This is a genomic window from Saccharopolyspora sp. NPDC045839, assembly GCF_056431645.1.
The window spans coordinates 30,339-49,163 of sequence record NZ_JBWKKH010000025.1 but is presented as its reverse complement, the minus strand read 5'-3'; the positions used below and the strand labels follow the sequence as shown (position 1 = coordinate 49,163).

22 protein-coding genes and 2 pseudogenes are annotated in these 18,825 nt (G+C 69.2%); 12 read left to right on the top strand and 12 right to left on the bottom strand.

Annotated elements, in window-relative coordinates:
* The first annotated feature begins 48 nt into the window (after positions 1-48).
* Together AC07EQ_RS29265 and AC07EQ_RS29260 are read left to right on the top strand one after the other, a co-directional pair.
* Positions 49-456 carry a YciI family protein gene (locus tag AC07EQ_RS29265; RefSeq protein WP_478391088.1) on the top strand — a complete coding sequence of 136 codons (408 nt, stop codon included), beginning with the start codon at positions 49-51 and terminating at the stop codon, positions 454-456.
* Complete coding sequence (locus AC07EQ_RS29260) at positions 453-1,610, top strand: RNA polymerase sigma factor (RefSeq protein WP_478391087.1); 1,158 nt, start codon at positions 453-455, stop codon at positions 1,608-1,610. The genes AC07EQ_RS29265 and AC07EQ_RS29260 overlap by 4 nt, the downstream gene beginning before the upstream one ends.
* A 174-nt stretch (positions 1,611-1,784) precedes the next feature.
* On the opposite strand, the gene AC07EQ_RS29255 is transcribed toward AC07EQ_RS29260, so the two are convergent.
* Positions 1,785-2,051 (bottom strand): helix-turn-helix transcriptional regulator, encoded by a 267-nt coding sequence (locus AC07EQ_RS29255; RefSeq protein WP_478391086.1) that lies wholly within the window; start codon positions 2,049-2,051, stop codon positions 1,785-1,787.
* An 82-nt stretch (positions 2,052-2,133) separates the two neighbouring features.
* On the opposite strand from AC07EQ_RS29255, the gene map reads away from it, so the two are divergent.
* Both map and AC07EQ_RS29245 read left to right on the top strand, forming a co-directional pair.
* Entirely contained in the window at positions 2,134-2,928 is a 795-nt protein-coding gene (gene map, locus AC07EQ_RS29250; protein ID WP_478391085.1) for a type I methionyl aminopeptidase, read from the top strand.
* 82 nt (positions 2,929-3,010) lie between these two features.
* Positions 3,011-3,667: a hypothetical protein gene (locus tag AC07EQ_RS29245; protein WP_478391084.1), complete on the top strand. Its 657-nt coding sequence runs from the start codon at positions 3,011-3,013 to the stop codon at positions 3,665-3,667.
* Positions 3,668-3,985: 318 nt separating this feature from the next.
* Here AC07EQ_RS29245 and AC07EQ_RS29240 read toward each other — a convergent pair whose 3' ends face one another.
* Positions 3,986-4,828, bottom strand: coding sequence for an alpha/beta fold hydrolase (locus AC07EQ_RS29240; protein WP_478391083.1), 843 nt, complete (start codon positions 4,826-4,828; stop codon positions 3,986-3,988).
* 79 nt (positions 4,829-4,907) lie between these two features.
* Here AC07EQ_RS29240 and AC07EQ_RS29235 point away from each other — a divergent pair, with 79 nt between their 5' ends.
* Positions 4,908-5,843, top strand: coding sequence for an AraC family transcriptional regulator (locus AC07EQ_RS29235; protein WP_478391082.1), 936 nt, complete (start codon positions 4,908-4,910; stop codon positions 5,841-5,843).
* A 264-nt stretch (positions 5,844-6,107) separates the two neighbouring features.
* On the opposite strand, the pseudogene AC07EQ_RS29230 reads toward AC07EQ_RS29235, so the two are convergent.
* Positions 6,108-6,377, bottom strand: a pseudogene (locus AC07EQ_RS29230) (helix-turn-helix transcriptional regulator); the annotation flags it as partial.
* On the opposite strand from AC07EQ_RS29230, the gene AC07EQ_RS29225 reads away from it, so the two are divergent.
* Both AC07EQ_RS29225 and AC07EQ_RS29220 read left to right on the top strand, forming a co-directional pair.
* Positions 6,277-6,582, top strand: a complete 306-nt coding sequence (locus AC07EQ_RS29225; protein ID WP_478391185.1) for a hypothetical protein — start codon at positions 6,277-6,279, stop codon at positions 6,580-6,582. The pseudogene AC07EQ_RS29230 and the gene AC07EQ_RS29225 overlap by 101 nt on opposite strands.
* A 5-nt stretch (positions 6,583-6,587) precedes the next feature.
* On the top strand, positions 6,588-6,926 hold the full coding sequence (locus tag AC07EQ_RS29220) for a hypothetical protein (protein WP_478391081.1): 339 nt from the start codon (positions 6,588-6,590) through the stop codon (positions 6,924-6,926).
* Positions 6,927-7,203: 277 nt separating this feature from the next.
* Here the strand turns inward: AC07EQ_RS29220 and AC07EQ_RS29215 are convergent, their stop codons facing one another.
* The gene (locus tag AC07EQ_RS29215; protein ID WP_478391080.1) at positions 7,204-7,749 is read right to left on the bottom strand and encodes a nitroreductase/quinone reductase family protein; all 546 of its coding nucleotides are present in this window, start codon (positions 7,747-7,749) and stop codon (positions 7,204-7,206) included.
* Between the two features lie 89 nt (positions 7,750-7,838).
* On the opposite strand from AC07EQ_RS29215, the gene AC07EQ_RS29210 reads away from it, so the two are divergent.
* Positions 7,839-8,486: a TetR/AcrR family transcriptional regulator gene (locus AC07EQ_RS29210; protein ID WP_478391079.1), complete on the top strand. Its 648-nt coding sequence runs from the start codon at positions 7,839-7,841 to the stop codon at positions 8,484-8,486.
* Positions 8,487-8,666: 180 nt separating this feature from the next.
* Here the strand turns inward: AC07EQ_RS29210 and AC07EQ_RS29205 are convergent, their stop codons facing one another.
* Positions 8,667-9,254: a TetR family transcriptional regulator gene (locus AC07EQ_RS29205; RefSeq protein WP_478391078.1), complete on the bottom strand. Its 588-nt coding sequence runs from the start codon at positions 9,252-9,254 to the stop codon at positions 8,667-8,669.
* Between the two features lie 122 nt (positions 9,255-9,376).
* Here AC07EQ_RS29205 and AC07EQ_RS29200 point away from each other — a divergent pair, with 122 nt between their 5' ends.
* Positions 9,377-10,165: a class I SAM-dependent methyltransferase gene (locus AC07EQ_RS29200; protein ID WP_478391181.1), complete on the top strand. Its 789-nt coding sequence runs from the start codon at positions 9,377-9,379 to the stop codon at positions 10,163-10,165.
* Positions 10,166-10,751: 586 nt separating this feature from the next.
* Here the strand turns inward: AC07EQ_RS29200 and AC07EQ_RS29195 are convergent.
* The gene (locus AC07EQ_RS29195; RefSeq protein ID WP_478391077.1) at positions 10,752-11,525 is read right to left on the bottom strand and encodes a helix-turn-helix domain-containing protein; all 774 of its coding nucleotides are present in this window, start codon (positions 11,523-11,525) and stop codon (positions 10,752-10,754) included.
* A 114-nt stretch (positions 11,526-11,639) separates the two neighbouring features.
* Here AC07EQ_RS29195 and AC07EQ_RS29190 point away from each other — a divergent pair, with 114 nt between their 5' ends.
* Positions 11,640-11,996, top strand: a complete 357-nt coding sequence (locus AC07EQ_RS29190) for a VOC family protein (protein WP_478391076.1) — start codon at positions 11,640-11,642, stop codon at positions 11,994-11,996.
* Positions 11,997-12,008: 12 nt separating this feature from the next.
* Positions 12,009-12,446 (top strand): SRPBCC family protein, encoded by a 438-nt coding sequence (locus tag AC07EQ_RS29185; protein ID WP_478391075.1) that lies wholly within the window; start codon positions 12,009-12,011, stop codon positions 12,444-12,446.
* Positions 12,447-12,935: 489 nt separating this feature from the next.
* On the opposite strand, the gene AC07EQ_RS29180 is transcribed toward AC07EQ_RS29185, so the two are convergent.
* Complete coding sequence (locus AC07EQ_RS29180; protein ID WP_478391074.1) at positions 12,936-14,189, bottom strand: MFS transporter; 1,254 nt, start codon at positions 14,187-14,189, stop codon at positions 12,936-12,938.
* Positions 14,190-14,302: 113 nt separating this feature from the next.
* On the bottom strand, positions 14,303-15,085 hold the full coding sequence (locus AC07EQ_RS29175) for an MBL fold metallo-hydrolase (RefSeq protein ID WP_478391073.1): 783 nt from the start codon (positions 15,083-15,085) through the stop codon (positions 14,303-14,305).
* A 90-nt stretch (positions 15,086-15,175) separates the two neighbouring features.
* Here AC07EQ_RS29175 and AC07EQ_RS29170 point away from each other — a divergent pair, with 90 nt between their 5' ends.
* Positions 15,176-15,769 carry a CGNR zinc finger domain-containing protein gene (locus AC07EQ_RS29170; protein ID WP_478391072.1) on the top strand — a complete coding sequence of 198 codons (594 nt, stop codon included), beginning with the start codon at positions 15,176-15,178 and terminating at the stop codon, positions 15,767-15,769.
* 53 nt (positions 15,770-15,822) lie between these two features.
* Here the strand turns inward: AC07EQ_RS29170 and AC07EQ_RS29165 are convergent.
* From AC07EQ_RS29165 to dnaB, 4 genes and pseudogenes are all read right to left on the bottom strand, one after another.
* Positions 15,823-15,957 (bottom strand): annotated as a pseudogene (locus AC07EQ_RS29165) (IS5/IS1182 family transposase); the annotation flags it as partial.
* Between the two features lie 29 nt (positions 15,958-15,986).
* Positions 15,987-16,277, bottom strand: coding sequence for a LysR family transcriptional regulator (locus AC07EQ_RS29160; protein ID WP_478391180.1), 291 nt, complete (start codon positions 16,275-16,277; stop codon positions 15,987-15,989).
* A 257-nt stretch (positions 16,278-16,534) separates the two neighbouring features.
* On the bottom strand, positions 16,535-16,972 hold the full coding sequence (locus AC07EQ_RS29155) for a TnsA-like heteromeric transposase endonuclease subunit (protein WP_478391071.1): 438 nt from the start codon (positions 16,970-16,972) through the stop codon (positions 16,535-16,537).
* A gap of 193 nt (positions 16,973-17,165) precedes the next feature.
* A complete protein-coding gene (gene dnaB / locus AC07EQ_RS29150) occupies positions 17,166-18,551 on the bottom strand; it encodes a replicative DNA helicase (RefSeq protein WP_397527837.1) in 1,386 nt (461 codons plus the stop codon).
* Between the last annotated feature and the right edge of the window lie 274 nt (positions 18,552-18,825).

The following is an 18,825-nucleotide window of genomic DNA, read 5'->3' as shown; positions in this document are numbered from 1 at the left end:
GGGGCACGATCGGCCCCAACGGGCCGTACCACCGAGAGGGAGCTGACCATGAAGTACCTGCTGCTCAAGCACTACCGGGGCGGACCGGCACCGGCTGTGGACTACCCGCCGATGGATCGGTGGACCCCGCAGGAAGTCGACGCGCACATCCAGTACATGAACGACTTCGCCGCCCGCCTGGAGGAGACCGGCGAGTTCGTGGACTCCCAGGCACTGGCCCCCGAGGGCGCCTTCGTGCGGCACGACGGCGCGGGACGTCCGCCGGTGACCGACGGCCCGTTCGCCGAGACCAAGGATCTCGTCGCGGGCTGGATGATCATCGACGTGGAGTCCTGGGATCGCGCGGTCGAACTGGCCGGCGAGCTGTCCGCGGCGCCCGGGCCCGGCGGCGAACCGATTCACGAATGGCTCGAAGTGCGGCCGTTCCTCACCGAGCCGCCCGCGGTGGCCGAATGAACGAGCCGCAGCTGCGGGAGCTCGTGCCCGCGGTGATCGGCGTCCTCGTCCGTCGCGGAGCCGACTTCGCCGCGGCCGAGGACGCCGTGCAGGAGGCCCTGATCCGGGCGCTCGAAGCCGGCCCGGGGGAGCAGCCACGCGATCTGAAAGCGTGGCTGATCTCGGTCGCGTGGCGCAAATTCCTCGACGCCACCCGAGCGGAGAAGGCCCGGCGCGAACGAGAGCTCGCAGTGGAGGCCGAACCGCCCGGCGGCCCGGTGCCTGCCTCGGACGACACGCTGCGCATGTACTTCCTGTGCGCGCATCCCACCTTGCCGCCGAGTTCGGCGGTCGCGCTGACCCTGCGCGCGGTCGGCGGCCTGACGACCAGGCAGATCGCGGCGGCGTACCTGGTCCCGGAAGCGACGATGGCCCAGCGGATCAGCCGGGCCAAACGGCGCATCGCCGAGGCGCGGCTCGACGAGCCCGGCGACCTCGCGACCGTGTTGCGAGTGCTCTACCTGGTGTTCAACGAGGGGTACGGCGGGGATGTCGACCTGGCGGCCGAGGCGATCCGGCTCGCCCGCCAACTCGCCGCCCTCTCCGACGAGCCCGAAGCGGCCGGGTTGCTCGCGCTCATGCTGCTGCACCACGCGCGCCGGGCTTCCCGCACCGGGCCCGGCGGTCGCCTGGTGCCGCTGGCGGAGCAGGACCGCTCGTGCTGGGACACCGAGCTGATCGCGGAAGGGGTGGCGATCCTGCAGACCGCGCTGGCCCGCGACCGGCTCGGCGAGTACCAGGCCCAGGCCGCGATCGCCGCCCTGCACGCCGACTCCCCCACCGCGTCCGAGACGGACTGGGTGCAGATCGTGGAGTGGTACGACGAACTGCTGCTCCTCACCGGCAGTCCGATCGTGCGGCTCAACCGCGCCGTGGCGGTCGGCGAAGCCGACGGACCGCAGGCCGGCCTCGCGGAGCTCGCCGAAATCGACCCCACCCTGCCCCGCTACACCGCGGTGGCGGCATACCTCCGCGAACGCGCCGGAGATCTCGGCCCCGCCGCCGACCTGTACGCCGAAGCCGCCCGCGCCGCCACCAGCCTGGCGGAGCGCGACCACCTCACCCGCGAAGCGGCACGCGTGCGCCACCACGCGCGGAACTCACCACCGCTCTGACGGACACCGGAAGTCTCCAGCTGTCGGCCATATGGGACGTGGCCGCCCGGAGTGCGGGGCGGCGCTTTCGCGCGAAACCGGCGTTCCGCGTGGGGCACGGCGCCGGTCGGACGAGATCGGCATGTCAGGCGCGGCGAGCATGGCGCGGCAGACGTTGGCGGGCGGAGGCAGTCGTCACGACGCCGCCTCGAGTCGCGGGCCATTGCGCCATGCGGCAGCCAGGTCTTGCACCGGCAGGTCGAGCACCTCGCTCAGGCAGACGATCGTGCCGAACGCGGGGGTCGGGAGCCGACCGGTTTCGATCTTGCGCAACGTCTCCGGCGACATGCCGGCCGCCTGCGCCACGTCACCGAGATCGCGGCCCGCTCGCGCTTCACGCAGCAGCCTCCCGAGGCGCCTGCCGGCCTCGATCTGTTCGGGCGTGAGCGGATTGCGGACCACGGCACCAGCGTACGGTTGGTATTTTAATACCGCCAGTGCTACGTTGGTATTATTATACCGATGTACGACGCGTGAGGTACCCATGATCGAGTTGAAGTCGCCCGCGGAGATCCAGCGCATGCATGTGGCCGGGCGCTTTGTCGCCGAGGTGCTCTCCGAGGTCGGCCGGCTCGCTGACGTGGGCGTCAACCTCTTGGACCTGGAGCACCACGTGCGCGGCATGATCAAACGGCGCGGGGCGGAGTCGTGCTACTGGGACTACGCTCCGTCCTTCGGCAAGGGCCCGTTCCGCAACGTCATCTGCCTGTCCGTCAACGACGCCGTCCTGCACGGCTTGCCCCACGACTACGCACTGCGCGACGGGGACGTGCTCAGCGCGGACCTCGCAGTCAGCATCGACGGCTGGGCGGCCGACTCGGCGCGAACGATCGTCGTTGGCACCGCTGCCGAGGAGGACCTGCGGATCATCCGCGCCACCGAGGAAGCGCTGGAGGCGGCGATCGGGGTGGCACGTCCGGGCAACCGCCTGGGTGACATCTCGGCGGCGATCTGGGCGGTGGCCCGCGACTACGGTTACCCGGTCAACACCGAGTTCGGTGGTCACGGCATTGGCCGCACCATGCACGAGGATCTCCACGTTCCCAACAAGGGCAAGGCAGGCCGCGGCCTGAAGCTCCGGCCGGGGCTGACCCTGGCACTCGAACCCTGGTTCGCCCGCACCACCGACCGGATCGTCTTCGACCCCGATGGCTGGACCATCCGCTCGGCCGACGGCTCGCGCACCGCCCACTCCGAGCACACGGTCGCGATCACCGAAGACGGCCCCCTGGTGCTCACCCAACGCCAGCCACACCACGCGGACTCGGCCTCGGCGTGAGCCCGGGCCGGCCCGCGCCACAGCGAGACTTCGCAAGATCCACCGAGAACGGACAGCACGGGACCGCCGCTAGGGTCGGCCCGTGTCCGACTGGGAGCAGTTCCTCGATCAAGTCCCCTGGTTCGTCCAAGGCGACGAGACCGCGGTCGTAGGCGAAGCCCAACCGTGGCGACGCGGGCCGATCCCAGGGCTGCCCGTGCTCTCAGCCTTGCTCGAATCGGCGACTGTCACGCCGGTCTCCGTGGACGGAGAGACGTACGAGCTACTGGCGTGGGGATCACGCGACGATCGGCGCGGATGGCTCTGCCGCCCTCCTCGACAAGAGGGAGGCGAGGAGGTCCACCCGGCTCACCAGGCTTTCTGGACCGCATGCGGCGGGATCACCGAGTGGTTCGGCGAGCCCGGTGCCTGGTGGCTCAACCAGGATGAGGTGCTCACCGTTTCCGCTACGGGCATACGGCTTTCCGAAGTACTCGCCGCCTGCATCTGGCTTTGGGACGACGAGGGGCTGGACATCCCCATTCAGCCCGACGAGTACTACATCGTCGCGACCGAAGCCAACGGAAAACTGACGCTGGCCCACCGTCAGAACGGTCAGCTCCTGCTCTTCGCGCAGGACCACGCGTTCACCGGAGTAACACCCCTGCCGGGCTGCCCGCCGTACTCCTTGCTCACGATCGATGACGTGCCCGACCTCGCGACGTGGATCGAGACGTGCGCCGCCGCACAGCGACCGTGACGCAAGGACGACCAACCACGATTGAGCGACCAGCCGGTTTGACGTTGTCCCATCAGGTTGCGTCTCAAAATCTTGGCGCTTCTTCAGCACGCACAGCTCATCCGGGCCTCGAACTCCTGACCGCTGTGCTCGATAGCGGCGGCGGCGACGGCCCCCTTGCCATCTGGGAAGAAGTGGTAGACCGAGCCGAGGGTGGCCTGCGCCTCCCTGGCGATCTGCTTGATACCCGTGCCACGTAGCCCTGGCGCTGCAGGAGGCGCGCGGCAGCGGTGACGATCCGCGTGCTGCGGCGGTGCCGGTGATCCGGTTTCTCCGGTGTCAGCCGGCCTGCGGGGTGTGGTTCGCGGTGAAGGCCAGGAGGGGCACGGCGGTCCGCGGCGGGTCCTCGAGGGTGGGCGAGTGCCCGACACCGGGCAGCATCGCGACTGTCGCGCCGGGAACGACGCGGTAGTCGGCGGCGGACGAGGGGCGCCATCTGCGGTCCTCCTCGCCGAAGATCACCAGCAGCGGCTTGCCGAGGGGCGCCAGCCGTTCCGGGATCGACCGCTCGTCCAGGTATGCGCGGACCGCCTGCGATGTCGCGGCGAACACGTGGAAGTCGATGTCGCGGAACTGGTCCACGAACGCTTGGGGGATCTCGTAGCCCGGGCGGAATCCGTCGCTGATGGCCTGACGGATCTGTTCGTCGGTCAGATCCGCCGACGATGCCGCCCGGAGGTTGGCTTCCTTCGCGATGCAGGCGGCCATGTCGGGTCCGGTGTTGATGAGCACGACCGCGGTCACGAGGTCGGGTCTTTGCTCGATGAGGGCGGTGGCGACCGTCCCACCGCTGGAATGGCCGACGACGACGGCGTGCTCGACGCCGAGCCGGTCCAGTGCCGCGGCGGCCCGGCGAGCCTGGTCCGGGACCGCGTAGCTCGCGCCGTTCGGTTTGGCCGACCGGCCGCAGCCGAGCAGGTCGATCCGGATGACGCGATGGGATCCGGTCAGCAGCGGGACCATCGGCTCCCACGAGCGAGCCGATACGGCGGTCCCGTGGATGAGCAGGAGTGCGGGGGCGTCGCGGGGGCCGTCCTGGCACACGTGGATCTCGCCGTCGTCCAGCCGCAGGGTCGACTCCTGCGTGGCCTCGGCGTGCGATTTGCCGTTGGAAACAGTCATGAGTGCACTGTCGCCGCCGGCGCGTGCCGGCGGCTTGGACAAATGTTCTTCCTCAGCCGACGCTGCGTAGCATGGCGGAGTGTGGTCTGGCGGGTCCGGGCGGGACGACGGGGTGTTGTGGGACATCGCATGCCCGGAACGGCCCAGCCGCGTGCCCGGTGTCACCATGGCCGGGTTCAGCGACCGTGGCATCACCCCTCCCGGCCTCCGGCTGATCCCGCACCCGGCCGTGACCCTGATTCTGGTGTTCGGCGGCACGATTGCCGTGGAAGACGCCGCCGGGCGGCAGCGGCAGGGCAGCTTCGTCACCGGGCTCGGGTTCGGCGATGTCCTCCGCGTGCTGCGGGTGGAGACCTTCGATTGCCTGCAGGTGCGCCTGTCACCGGTGGTCGCACACGCGGTCCTGGGTGCCGCCACGGCCGACCTGGATGCCGCGGTGACCCTTGATGACCTGTGGGGACGGGAGGCGGCACGGCTCAGTGAGCGGCTGGGCGACCTTTCCTCCTGGGACGAACGCTTCGCGTGGACCGACGCGTGGCTCGCTCGCCGGTGCGCGGCGGCCTCGCGGGTCGACCCGGAGGTGGCCTGGGCCTGGCGCCGGATCGTCGCCGACCGTGGCATGGGGCGGATCGAGCACCTCGCGGCCGAACTCGGCTGGAGTCGAAAACGCCTGTGGTCCCGGTTCTGCGCGCAGATCGGTCTGCCGCCCAAGCGTGCCGCGAAGCTGGTCCGCTTCGACCACGCTGTCCACAGCCTGGTCGCGGGCCAGGACGCGGCCGGAGTCGCGGCCGATGGCGGCTACGTCGACCAGTCCCACCTGCATCGGGACGTCGTGGCGTTCACCTCGTTGACCCCCACGGCCGTGGTCAACGAGCCGTTTCTCGCGGTCGACGACATCGCGTGGGGCTGGCCCGGACCGCTGAACTCTCGTGGCCAGCCTCACCGCACCCCGCGCATCAACCCGCGGACGCGTACTGCTCGCGCGAGCGAGCGGTACGCAGAACCGCATCGGTGAGCACAACGCTCGCGATCTCTCCGGAGTCTTCGGACGAGGGCCCGGCCAATCAGGGATCGCTCTGGCCCGCTGCACAAACGAAGTCAGGTGAAATCGCTGCTGAGAACTGAAGCCAGCCGCGAGAACCTGCAAAATCTGCAGGTTCCCAGATCGCCTGACATGTTGCGCGCGACATGTTGCAGAGTGCGAGGTGGGATGTCATCGCGCTCTCGACCACGTGGAACGCTTCAACGACGTGCTTGCCCTTAGAGCCCGGGCTGTTGGTCAGCGCGCCTGGCGGCGCCAGGTTGAGGGGCTGACGCCGCGGGCGCGTTTGAACGCCACGCTGAAAGCGAACGCGTCCGCGTAGCCGGCCTCGCCGGCCACGGCGACCGTCTTCTCGGTGTCCCGCAACAGATCCGCCGCCAGTGTCATTCGCCAGCCGGTCAGGTACGTGAGTGGGGGTTCGCCGACCAGAGAGGCGAACCGGGCGGCGAACGCGGCGCGGGACAGGCCGAAGTTGGCGGCCAGTTACGCGACCGTCCACCGGCGCGCGGACCAGTTCACCGGGGAACTGGCCGGAATCACCGCGCACGTGGTGACGGCCGATCTGTCCGAGACCGGCCTCGTCCCCGCACTCGCCGAGCGCATTCGCGCGCAGGTCGGTGACCCCACTGCCCTCTACTACGGTCCCGCACCTGCGCGGTCCCGGAGTTCACCGATGCCGTCGACCTGCGCCCTGAACGCTTGCAGGAGCTGATGCCGATGACGCTCTACACCCTGCTCGCGTTGGTCAACGAGTTCCTCCCCGCCATGCTCGAACGCGGGGACGGCGCGATCCTCAACGCCCAGGGAGCCGCCGCTGTCCAAGGCCGCCCACACATGAGCGGCTGGCCGCCGGCGCTGGCCGCCCAGCGCAACTACCTCCAGTCCCTCGCGGCCGAAGTCGCCGACCAGGGCGTGTACGTCGGCACGCTGTACATCGGCGCACGCATCATCGGAACCGTCGCCGACCCGGTCGAACTGGCCGAACTGCTCTGGACCATGCACACCGACCGGAAACCGCAGGAATTGGGCGTCCCGGAGGGCCTGCTCGGCGGCTGACCAGCCACGGACTCACCTGCCGAGGTTTCCGCGGCACTCGAGCTCATGCTCACGCGGTGCTCACATACACGCGGAAATGTTCAAACCGGCGCGGAAACTGCAGAATCTCACCGCGATGTCGTACGCGACATCCGTACGACATCGGCTGTGAGATAACGACTTCTGAGGGTATCGCGAATTGCGGTGTCGCGAGTTCTCCGCGTGGACGGGGGTTGGGTGGCGTAGCTGGTTCAGGTCGCTCCAGCGGGGTGGTCGGGTGCCGAGCAGGTTGGCGGGGTCATTTCTCGGCGGTGGGCGGGGCGGAGGCTTGTGCGGGGACACGCTCCAGCACGACGACGGGGATCTGCCTGCCGGCGGCTGCCTCGAACTCGGCGAACTTCGGGACGAGTGCTACCTCTTTCGCCCAGATCCGCTCGCGCTCCGCGCCCTCCGCGAGCCGGGCTACGACCGGCACTCGTTCCGTGCCCACCTCGACTGTGGTCTGCGGGTTCGCCATGAGGTTGTGGTACCAGACCGGATGACGCGGACTGCCACCGTGGGTTCCAAAGACGGCCCAGCCATCGCCGACCGGCTGGAAGAACAACGGGCTGATCCGCTCGCGTCCGGTCTTGGCCCCGGTGTGGTGCACCAAGATCAGCGGCATGCCTTGCTCGTCGAACCCGGGAATCCGGGGCGGCACGGGCCGTCCCGCCGCGAAATCCTCTTCGCTGCTCCAAGAGACGTACCCGGCGTTCGCCCGGAACTCGGCGATGATCCGGTCGTTCCAGCTGTCGATGGCGGGGGCCTTGGCCTCGGTCGCGGTGGTCGTGGACGGGTCGGACATGCACATCCCCTTCACTATACGGAGCACTTGCTCCTCAAAATAGCACGGAGAGGAGCAACTGCTCCGCATAAGACGGTATGCTGGGCCTCATGACAGCGGCTGAACCGGAAAGCACCGCCCGGCGCCGCGCGCCGCGCGTGGACGCGATCCGCAACCGGGAAGCGATCGTCGAGGCCGCCGCCGAGGTGCTGGCCGAGCAGGGCACCGCAGTGGACGTGCGCGAGATCGCCCGCCGCAGCGGGGTGGGCATGGGCACCCTCTACCGGCATTTCCCGAAGAAGGAAGATCTCGTCCACACGGTCCTGCGCAAGGACTTCTCGGAATGGGCGGAATCCGCGCGCCAGGCCGCGATCGACTCCGAGGACCCCTGGGCGGCACTGACCGACTTCTACCAGCAGGCCCTGACCGGCTACGCACGCCACCGCGCGATCATGGAGAACTTCGCGCTGACCTGGTCGGTCCCCGATCTGGAGGGCATCCAGCAGCTCCGCCTCGTCATCGAGGAACTGTGCGCCCGCACCACCGCGGCGGGCCTGCTGCGCCCCGGCGTGACCACCGACGACCTGCTGCTCCTGCTGGTCTCGCTGGGCCACGCCGTCCAGCTCACCGACGAGTGCCGCCCACAGATGTGGAACAGGCTGCTGCACATCTCCCTCGACGGCCTGCGCCCCGACCACCGCGAACCACTTCCCATCGACACCGCACCAGGCAGCGCCTCACGACCACTTCATGAATGAGGTTGAGATGGAGTCAGCCGTGCAACCCTGCAGAACTGCAGAACTGCAGGGCCGCGGCTCGCGCGAGGTGTCGATCTTGTTCGGCCTGCGGTTCTCAGCTTGCCTCACAGTGACATCGTCAAGATCGGTCTCAGGTTCATGGCATTTCTTCCGGCCATCCCCGGCCTGACCTCGTCTTGACTACCGCATGGCGCCGGCCAGGACTGTGGTCACGACTTTCCGCACGGCCTCGGGGTCCGGCGGGCCGTCCGCCCGCTCGGTGAACAGCAGGTGCGCGGCACCGATCAATGTGGGCGCGAGCGTGTCGATGTCGGCGTCGGGCGCGATCCGGCCGAGGTCGCGCTCGGCCGTCAGGTACCCAACGATCATGGCCGCGCCCTCGCCGATGAGCGGGAACCGGGCGGTGCCGGCCGCGCGCAGCTGCTTGCGCAGCTCGTCCCGGGCGGTGATGAGGACCACGATCGCCACCATGACCGGATCGAAGCTGGCCACCAGAGCGCTGGTCAGGTTGTCGGCGACGATGCCGGTCCCGGCCGCGTCCCGCAGGGCGGTGGCGTGGACCTCGATCCGCGCGATGCGGTCCAGCACCAGCTCGGTGAGGAAAGCGTCGAAGTCAGCGAAGTACCGATGCAGGACCCCTTTGGCGACGCCCGCCTCGGTGGTGACCGCTCGGCTGGTCAGACCGATGACCCCGTCTCGGACCAGGACTCGCTCGGCCGCGTCGAAGAGCTGCTGGCGCGGGTCACGCAGCGCCACGCCAGTCGGCACCGCGCATCCCCTCCTTTCACCGAAAGCGAACGTCGCCGCCCTAGTGGGCACATGCCCATTAGAGTGGGCACATGACCACTATACCGCCGCCGGCCACGCCGGAACCGCACCTGCACCGTCGCATGGCAGAGTCGTTCGGGGTCGACCCCGAACGGTACGACCGGACCCGGGCCGCGTATCCCGAGGACATGATCGAGCGGGTCGTGGCCGCCAGTCCCGGCCCCGACTTCCTCAACGTCGGCTGCGGTAGCGGCATCGAGGCCCGTCAGTTCCGGGCCGCCGGCCGCACGGTGCTCGGTGTCGAGCCCGACCCGCGGATGGCCGACTTCGCGCGGGGTACCGGCGTTGAGGTCGAGGTAGCGACCTTCGAGGCGTGGGAGCCGGCCGGACGCGCTTTCGACGCGGTCGTTTCCGGTACGGCCTGGCACTGGGTCGACCCGGTCGCGGGCGCGGCCAAGGCGGCGCGAGTCCTGCGGCCGGGAGGTGTGCTGGCACCGTTCGGGCACGTGTACCAGCTTCCGTCCACTGTGGCGGATGCCCTTGCCGCGGCATACCGGCGGGTGGCTCCCGACTCGCCGGTGGGCTTCAACGGCCGGTCCGGGGCGTCGATCCTGGACGCCTACCAGGGGCTGTACGCCAGGGCCGCAGACGGAATCCGCGAGGCGGGCGGGTTCGACGAGCCCGTGCTGTGGCGCTACGACTGGGAGCGCACGTACAGCCGCGACGAACTGCTGGACCTGGTACCGACCTCCGGCAGCCTCACCAACCTGCCACCAGACCAAGTGGCGGAGGTGCTGGCTGTCCTGGGTACGGCGGTCGACGAGTTGGGCGGCATCGTCACGCTGCCGTACGCCACCTGGGGCCTCACCGCGACCCGCACCGACGTCCCACCCCGGCGCACCGAAGAATGAGGGCCAACGGGCATCGGCCCTGGCCGATGCCGCCCCTTACCGCTCGCCTTCGTCACCCGCGAGCACTTCCGTTCGCCGGAGCCAGCCATCGTGCGCGGTGGATCCAAGGACCAGGCAACGAGCGCGGAAGACCTTCCACAGGCCGTCGACTGTTCGGGCGCAGGTGTGCCCGTTCGGGCAAAACGTGATGCCGTAGATGGAACGCCGCTGTGGCCCAGGATTTGCTCGGTGCCGCGGTCCGCGAGATCGACGCCGGACACTCGCCGTTCTGGTCTGCGCCGGAACGACTCGCCGGGCTACTGGTCGAGTTGGCCTGACGCACCGAGCACTGGACTCCACGAAATGTCGGGCTCCGGGGGGCACCAGCGGCCCCCGGCCCACCAGAAGGGCCACGATGAATGGTCCAATCTCGCAACCCACCGCACAAGTCCAGTCGCACATGAGAAAGTGCAGCGGAAAGTGCGCCTCGATGACCGCGATGGCCTTTGCCCAGGGGTTAGCTGCATGGGATGCCCGCGTTTCGCACGAACCAGGAGCTGTCCGCCGAGGTCGCGTTCGAGTCGGCGGGCAGCAACTCGGTGCTGGTTCATCCCGATGCGAGCAGTCGACACAGCGCGGTCGGTGTGTGCCCCACGTGCTCACGGACGGTGCGCGTCAGGTGCGCCTGGTCGGCGAAGCCGAGCTCTGCGGCCAGGTCTGCGAGGCGGGATTCGCCCGCCACGAGCCGGTCCATGACCCGGCCGACGCGGACCCGGTTGCGGAAGCGGGTCAGCGATGTGCCCATCTCCCGGGAGAACGCGCGGCTCAGTCGGTACGGCGAGATCTCCAGCAATCCGGCCAGCGAGCACAGCCCCGCCGCCTCCGGCACCTCCTCGATGATCGCCTCGCGGGCCGCCGCGACCAGCTCCCGGTCGGCGGGCCTCGGCCGCTCGGCCGGTTGCCCGGCGGCCAACGCGACGAGGCGGAGCAAGTTCTCCGCGAGCGCGTAGTCGATGTCGCCGCCGTGCGCGGCGGCGAGCAGACGGTGGTGGGCCAGGTCGACTCGTGCGTCGACGTACACCGTCGTCCCACCCGCGGGCCGCTCCCAGAGCCGAGGCGCGAAGCTGACCGAAGTGCAGACGTCGCCGCCGACCGGGTGCGCGAACCGCTCCTCCTCGCCCGGCGCACCCAGGTAGCCCACCGTCGGATCCAGATCGGCATCGGCCCCGTCGTTCAACCGCCGGAACCTGCCGCGCCGCACGAGCACCACCCGGTGGTCGTCGCGTGCCTCCGGCTCCGACCACCGGGTGTGGTCGGAGCGGCACGCCACCTCGGTCACGGTGAACTCCGGCCGGGCGGCGAGGGTCGCGGCTGACAGCACACTGCGAACCCTAGGCCGCGGGGCCGACGAACTGGCCCGCAAGGATCTTCAAGACGTTTCGCCTCCGGGAGCCGAAGCTGGGCGTGCAAGCGACGACACCGAGGAGTCATCGACATGACCGTCCACGCGGAGCTGACCGCGACCATCATCGACTGCACCGCCCCGAAGGAGCTCGCCGAGTTCTACCGGAACCTCACCGGCTGGGAAATCACCCACGTCGACGACGACTCGGCCTTCCTGGGCGGCGGTTCGGTCCAGCTCGCCTTCCAGCGGGTGGCCGACTACCGGGGGCCTGGCTGGCCGGACACCGCCAAGCACGCCCATCTCGATTTCCACGTCGCCGACCTGGAAGCCGCGACCGAGGCACTACTCGCGCTCGGCGCGACCAAGCCCGACTTCCAGCCCGGCGAGGGCGAGTGGATCGTCCTCACCGACCCCGAGGGCCACCCGTTCTGCATCGCCGCAGCCTGATCAGGAGTACCGATGGCCTCCATCCACAAGGAACTCATCATCGACGCCACGCCCGACGAGGTTTGGGACGTGCTCAGCGACTACGGCGCGGTGCACGAACGCCTTGCACCCGGCTTCGTCACCGACACCCACGTGATCTCGGACACCCGTGCCGTCACCTTCGCCGACGGCACCATCGTCTACGAAAGGCTCGTCGACCTCGATGCCGCGAGCAGACGCATCGCCTACACCGTCGTCAGCGGGAGCCTGCACCCCTCGCACCACCACGCCTGGATGCAGGCTCTCGCCGAACCGGACGGCCGGACCAGACTCGTCTGGCACACCGACGTCCTGCCCGACATCCTCGCCGCACCCATCACCGAGTTCGTCGAGCACGGCTCGGCGGTCATGGTCCGGGCCTTGGCGACGGCGGCCACTACCGGAACCGGGCCGGCGCTCGCCTCTCCGTGACCAGCCATCGAAGCGGAGGCACCGGTCGCAGCACATCGAGCGGTAGATGAAGGCGTTGAGTCGGCCACGGCCTGTCCGACGCGGCCGACCGGCGTCGGACCGCCTCGTCGAGATGTGCGCCCCAGACGGCATTGCCCTCGTCCTGGGATCCGACACCGGAGAAGAAAGCTTCGGCCAGAAGGTCGATGCACCCCTCGTCGAATCTGGCGACTTCGATGAAGGTGGCGACGGACGTCGTCCCAGGCTTCCGTCATGGCCATCAGATTTGAGGACCTACAAGAACCTGTAGGGTCTCAAATCCCGTGACATGTTGATCTTGTTTGACCTGGGGTTTTGCGCGGTTTCTCGGTCGGTATGCGCACCTCGGTGTCTCACTTCGATGGCATTTCTTCAGGAGGTTGGCAGGCGGGTGGTCCGCCGTGCTGACCAACGAGGCTTGCCGAGGTGCGCAGTACTCCAGGTGTCTTGGCTTGCGGGGCGGCGGGCCGGCTACCCGCGTTGGGAGCCTTTCTGGGCGGTGGCGAAGGCTGCGGGGATGACGGCGAGGGCGAGGGCGCCGCCGGTGACGGCGAGGACGGCGTAGCTGGTGACGGCGACCATGATGCCGGAGGCCATGCCGCCGGTGGCGCCTGCGATGGCGATACCGACGTCGACGATGCCCTGGGTCTTCGCGCGGGTGGCCAGGGGGACGGCGTCGGTAATGATTGCGGTGCCGCTGACTAGTCCGAAGTTCCAGCCGACGCCGAGGAGGATCAGGGCGAGGGCGAGCAGCCCGATGGAGTTGCCGGGCGCGGCGGCGATGACGCCGGAGGCGAGCAGGGTGAGAGCGGCAGCGATGGCGATAGCGGTGGAGCCGTAGCGGTCGACGAGCCAGCCGGACAGTGGCGAGGGCAGGTACATGGCGCCGATGTGCAGGGCGATGACCAGGCCGGAGGCAGCGGTGCCGTGGCCGTAGGCGTGCATGTGGATGGGCGTCATGGTCATCACGGCGACCATGACGAGTTGGCTGAGGACCATCACGAGGATGCCGAGCGGCACGCCGGGGCCAGAGCGCCCGGAGCCGGTCTCGGGCGTGGCCGACTGCGGTTCTGCGGGCAGCGTGCGGGCGAGCAGGAGGGGATCAGGGCGCAGCCAGGCGAGCAGGGTGACGGCGGCCAGGGCGAAGGCGATGCTGGAGATGAGGAACAGGCCGGTGAGTGGGGGCAGGCCGAGCGCGGCGGCGAGCTGACCCGCGGGCGCGGTGAGGTTGGGGCCGAGGACGCCGCCGAGGGTGGTGGCGACCAGGACGGTGGAGACGGCGCGGGCGCGCCGTTGGGGTGGCGCGACATCGGCTGCGGCGTAGCGGACCTGGAGGTTCGCGGCGGTGCCGGCGCCGTAAAGGAACAGCGCGATGAACAGCAGGGCGGGGCTGCTGAGCGCGGCGGCGGCGATCACTCCTGCACCGCCGAGCGCGCCGGCGAGGTACCCGGCGGCCAGTCCGGGACGGCGGCCGCCGTGCTGGGAGATGCGGCCGATGGTGACGGCGGCGAGTGCGGACCCGGCGGTGAGAAGGGCGCTGGGCAGTCCGGCCAGGCTGGTGGAGTGGAGCATGTCCTGGGCCAGGAGGGCGCCGACGGTGACTCCGGCCGCGAGGCCGACACCGCTGAGGATCTGGGAGATCAGCAGGACGGTCAGGATGCGCTGTTGCGCCCCGGCTGCGGCGTGCGGGGGTGTGGGGGTGGTCTCGGCGGTGTGGGAATACATCGTGTCTCCGGTGCGGGCGCGCCGGTGAGCGGGCGCGGCATCACGGGCGGGCGCAGGGGCGCGCGAGGGAGAGTGGGTGCGCCGTCGGCGCACCCACTCGGTAAGTGCAGGGGTCAGTTCAGTTCGACGCGGTCCATCAGTCCGGCGGTGGTGAAGGCGGCGATCAGGTCGTCGCGGCCTTCGGTGAAGTGGGCCCAGCTGTCGCAGTGGATGGGGACGACGCGACGGGCCTTGAGGATCTTCGCCGCCTCCGCGGCCTGGGCGCTGTCGAGGACGATCGGTTCGCCGTCGTAGATGGCGGAGAAGCGTGGTGCGCCGGCGAAGAGGATGGCGGTGTCCACCGGGGCGAAGCGCTGGGCGATCTGTTCGACCAGGGCGAGCTGCGCGTTGTCGCCGCTGACGTAGACCGTGGGCAGATCCTCGGCGGTCAGGACGAAGCCGACGACCTCGCCGGTGATCGCTTCGACCTCCTCGCGCGCTCCGGGGCCGTGGAGCGCGGGCACGCCGGTGACGGTGAGCGTGCCGCCGTCGGGACGCTCCAGCTCGATCGCTTGCCAGTCTGCCAGCCCTCTGGCCCGTTCGCCCAGGCGTTGCCCGCCGCCGGGTGTGGTGAGGGTGAGCGGGACGTCGGCGAGCAGCGCGCGTCCGGAGTGGTCGAGGTTGTCGGGGTGCTCGTCGTGGGAGAGCAGCACCACGTCGACGCGGCCGAGGTCGGCGGGGGTGCCGGCGGCGGGGGCCGTCTTGGTCAGGACCGAGCCGGTGGCCCCCTGGTAGTCGCCGGGGGCATCGAAGGTCGGGTCGGTCAGGAACCGCAGGCCGCCGTAGTCGAAGAGGGCGGTCGGGCCGCCGAAGACGCGGACGGGGAACTGCCCGGTGGCTGGACTGGTGGCAGACATAAAGAGGCATCCTCACGGATAGTTGACTGTGTATCCGTGAACCAGCCTAAGCATACTTCACGGATGAGCGCAACCTGTACCATGAGAACCATGCAGGAGCCCGCGACCGCCGCGCCGCTGCCGCCCGCCCCCGGCGCGGAGCAGTACCTCGCCCTCGACCTCGCCAACAGCGCCATCGAGCTGCCCGGCGGGCACGTCGACCTCCTCGGCTTCTCCGAGACCGCCGAGCGGTGGCTCGTCGAGCGCGACCTCGCGCCCGTCGGCACCGGCATGATGGACATGTGCGCCACCCTGCTGCGCTCCCTGCGCGAGCAGGTCCGGGCACTCCTCGCCGCCCACACCGCCGGCCTGCCCGCCCCCGACGGGGCGCTGGCCGCGGTCAACGACGCGCTCACCCGTGCCCCCGCCGCCTCCCTGCTGCGCTGGGATCCGGCCCATGGCCACTACCGCGAAACCGCCCACCCCACCACCCAGATCGTCGAGCACGCCCTGGCCGTCCTCGCCGCCGACACCGCCGACCTTCTTGCCAGCCCCGACGCCGAACGCCTCACCGCCTGCGGCTCCGCCCCGTGCAGCCGCTACCTGCTGCGCAGCGGGCGCCGCCACTGGTGCTCCACCCGCTGCGGTGACCGCGCACGCGCGGCCCGCGCCTATGCCCGCCGCACCCAGGCCACAACGAGCTGAACACCGTCCTGCAACAGGACGAGAGGGCACGGACGGCCAAGTTCTGAGAACGGTCAACACAGCGACTGGACCTGCCTGCGGGTGATCAGGCAGCAGGCCAGCCCGAGGAACGCTTTATGGATGTCGGCTCTGCGTTCCTAGCGGATGCGGAGGCGTCGGAAGCCATGCAGCCAGGCGAAGGTGCGCTCGGCTGGGGTCACACCACCCGGTTCCCCGCTCACGCGGGGGCCGGGCATTTCTTTTCCGGGCGCTGACGCGAAATGCCGGATTCCCCCTGCCCGTCACTGTCGCCCTTGAACCGTTTGTGTCTGACGACTGCGGCGGCGACCCGGCGTCCCAATGGCGTGAGCTGCAAAGGCCGCGCGCGTTGGGCGCGTTCCAGGAGTGGTCCGCCGAGGTCGTGTTCGAGACGGTTGATCTGGGTGGTCAGCGTGGGTTGGTTCAGGCCGAGGGCTTGGGCGGCTTCGGTGATGGTGCGGTATCGGGAAGCGGCGGCGAAGCAGGTCAGCCGGTCCCATGCTCCTTCGCCGACGAGTGCGGTCGATGCCGTAGTCGTCGAAGAGCCGGGTGATGGTGCCGCGGCGGTTTTCGGCGTGTGCAGGCCGCCCGTATCCGGCCGGCTGGGTCAGGGCCTGGTCATAGGCGTCCAGCACATCCCGGGGCAAGATGTTCAGGTCGTCCCGGTCTGCGTAGCGAAGAATTCGTGCTGCCAGCGCCCGCAGGCGACTTCGTATGTCCAGCCACGCTCTTCCACCGCGTCACGGTTCAAGCGAACGTAGAAGCCACCTTGGGCTTGTTCAGCCTCTGCCGAGGTTTGACGTCGACCACGACCGGGCTGTCGCCGGTGAACAGCAAGTAGTCCGGGATGTGCTTGCGCTCGACTCCGTCAACTCGGCGTTTCAAGAGGAAGGGTTGCGCCACTATGCGCCGGACTGAGGTATCGAAGTCGGCGAACAGTAATCGGGCCAGTTCTAGTCGCGACTCATAGATCACGTGGTCACGTTCAGTGCTCGACCAGAAAGTTCCCGAGTAGTGCTTTTGCCCCTTGTACCAGCGGAAATGCCGCCACAGTCGTGCTGTCTCCAGCGCATCCGCGGCAACAGCGCTCCAGGCCTGGCCGTTCGCTGTGCCACCGTCAGCACGCTGGAAGCTGACCGTTACCGAAGCCCGCTCTGATCGATCATGCCTACCCCAAGCCTTCACAACGACCGCACAAGGTGGATCGGGGCAAGCGTGGCGTGGAACGTGATCGGCTCGACTGGTTCCAGTCGATCACTACACGATCGTGTGACGATCTAGCTCCGCCACACGTCACGTCTCAATCCGATGGCGGATCCGCCATCGGTCCGCCATTCAAACTGAGAATCCGCCATCAGATTTGAGGACCTACCCGAAACTACTCCTGGGCCATGTCGACGAAGCGGCTGTAGTGCAGCTGGTGGGCGACCGTGATCGTGGCCGTCGGGCCCGCACGGTGCTTCGCCAGGATCAGGTCCGCCTCGCCCATCCGCGGGTCGTCCCGCTCGAACGCGTCCGGCCGGTGGATCAGGATCACCATGTCCGCGTCCTGCTCCAGCGAACCGGATTCGCGGAGGTCCGAGAGCTGCGGGCGCTTGTCCGTGCGCTGTTCCGGGCCTCGGTTCAGCTGGGAGATCGCGATCAGCGGCACTTCGAGTTCCTTGGCCAGCAGCTTGAGGTTTCGGGAGAACTCCGAGACCTCCTGCTGCCGGGACTCGACGCGCTTGCCGGAGGTCATCAGCTGCATGTAGTCCAGCACGATCAGCTGGATGTCGTGGCGCTGCTTGAGCCGCCGGGCCTTCGCGCGGATCTCCATCATGGTGAGGTTCGGCGAGTCGTCGACGAACAGCGGCGCCTCGCTGATCTCGCTCATCCGCCGCGCCAACCGCGTCCAGTCGTCGTCGGTCATCCGGCCACCGCGCATGTCGCCGAGCCGGATCCGGGCCTCGGCGGAGAGCATGCGCATGACGATCTCGGTGCGCCCCATTTCCAGCGAGAAGATGACGCTGCCGAGCCCGTGCTTCACCGACACCGACCTGGCGATGTCCAGCCCCAGGGTCGATTTACCGACACCGGGCCGGGCCGCGATGATGATCATCTGGCCCGCGTGGAGGCCGTTGGTCAGGGCGTCGAGGTCCGCGAAACCCGTTGGGATGCCTTGGGATTCTCCTCCTCGGGAGGCGATGGCGTCGATCTCGTCCATCGTCGGCTGGAGGAGCTCTTCGAGGACGTGGTAGTCCTCGCTGGCCTTGCGCTCCGTCACGTCGTAGATCGCGGACTGGGCCCGGTCGACGACCTCTTCGATCGCCGCGCCCTCGGAGCCGTGGTAGCCGAGCTGGACGATCCGGGTGCCCGCCTCCACCAGGCGCCGCAGGATCGCCTTCTCCGAGACGATCTCCGCGTAGTAGCCGGCGTTCGCCGCCGTGGGCACCGTGGCGATCAGGGTGTGCAGGTACGGCGCGCCGCCGACCTTGAGCAGCTCCTGGCGGCGTTCCAGCTCGGCCGACACGGTGATCGCGTCCGCCGGTTCGCCGCGGCCGTAGAGGTCGAGGACGCAGTCGTAGATCGCCTGGTGCGCCGGGCGGTAGAAGTCGTTGGGGCTGAGCACCTCGACGACGTCGGCGATGGCGTCCTTGCTCAGCATCATGCCGCCGAGCACCGATTGCTCCGCGGCGAGGTCCTGTGGGGGCTGCCGTTCGAAGGTGGTGCTGCTGCTCGACCCGCCGTCGCTGTCGAAGTACGGATCTTCCTGCTCGTCGGGCACCGCCACCGGACCCGTCACCTCCTCCGGCACAGGGCGTTCACGCGTGGTGTGCGTGAACGCCCGCGCGCGAAGCTAGATCGCCCGCCTGGAGCAGGCAAGTCAAGCTGTGGACAAAGCTCGGGACAACCTGTGGATAGATCGAATCGAGCTGGGGATAACTCGCGGCAGCCTTCCACGCAGCTGGGGACAACTTGGGGACAAGTCGGCATGATCGACAAAAAACCCCAGTTCAGCCCCTGTGCGAAGGCTGTGGAAGAAATCCGTGGAAAAGTCC

Coding starts and splice junctions, on each gene's coding strand:
- AC07EQ_RS29260 (WP_478391087.1), top strand. CDS start 453: ATGAACGAGCCGCAGCTGCGGGAGCTCGTGCCCGCGGTGATCGGCGTC.
- AC07EQ_RS29210 (WP_478391079.1), top strand. CDS start 7,839: ATGACAGCGGCTGAACCGGAAAGCACCGCCCGGCGCCGCGCGCCGCGC.
- AC07EQ_RS29215 (WP_478391080.1), bottom strand. CDS start 7,749: ATGTCCGACCCGTCCACGACCACCGCGACCGAGGCCAAGGCCCCCGCC.
- AC07EQ_RS29240 (WP_478391083.1), bottom strand. CDS start 4,828: ATGACTGTTTCCAACGGCAAATCGCACGCCGAGGCCACGCAGGAGTCG.
- AC07EQ_RS29200 (WP_478391181.1), top strand. CDS start 9,377: ATGGCAGAGTCGTTCGGGGTCGACCCCGAACGGTACGACCGGACCCGG.
- AC07EQ_RS29180 (WP_478391074.1), bottom strand. CDS start 14,189: ATGTATTCCCACACCGCCGAGACCACCCCCACACCCCCGCACGCCGCA.
- AC07EQ_RS29265 (WP_478391088.1), top strand. CDS start 49: ATGAAGTACCTGCTGCTCAAGCACTACCGGGGCGGACCGGCACCGGCT.
- AC07EQ_RS29170 (WP_478391072.1), top strand. CDS start 15,176: ATGCAGGAGCCCGCGACCGCCGCGCCGCTGCCGCCCGCCCCCGGCGCG.
- AC07EQ_RS29175 (WP_478391073.1), bottom strand. CDS start 15,085: ATGTCTGCCACCAGTCCAGCCACCGGGCAGTTCCCCGTCCGCGTCTTC.
- AC07EQ_RS29185 (WP_478391075.1), top strand. CDS start 12,009: ATGGCCTCCATCCACAAGGAACTCATCATCGACGCCACGCCCGACGAG.
- AC07EQ_RS29190 (WP_478391076.1), top strand. CDS start 11,640: ATGACCGTCCACGCGGAGCTGACCGCGACCATCATCGACTGCACCGCC.
- AC07EQ_RS29220 (WP_478391081.1), top strand. CDS start 6,588: ATGACGCTCTACACCCTGCTCGCGTTGGTCAACGAGTTCCTCCCCGCC.
- map (WP_478391085.1), top strand. CDS start 2,134: ATGATCGAGTTGAAGTCGCCCGCGGAGATCCAGCGCATGCATGTGGCC.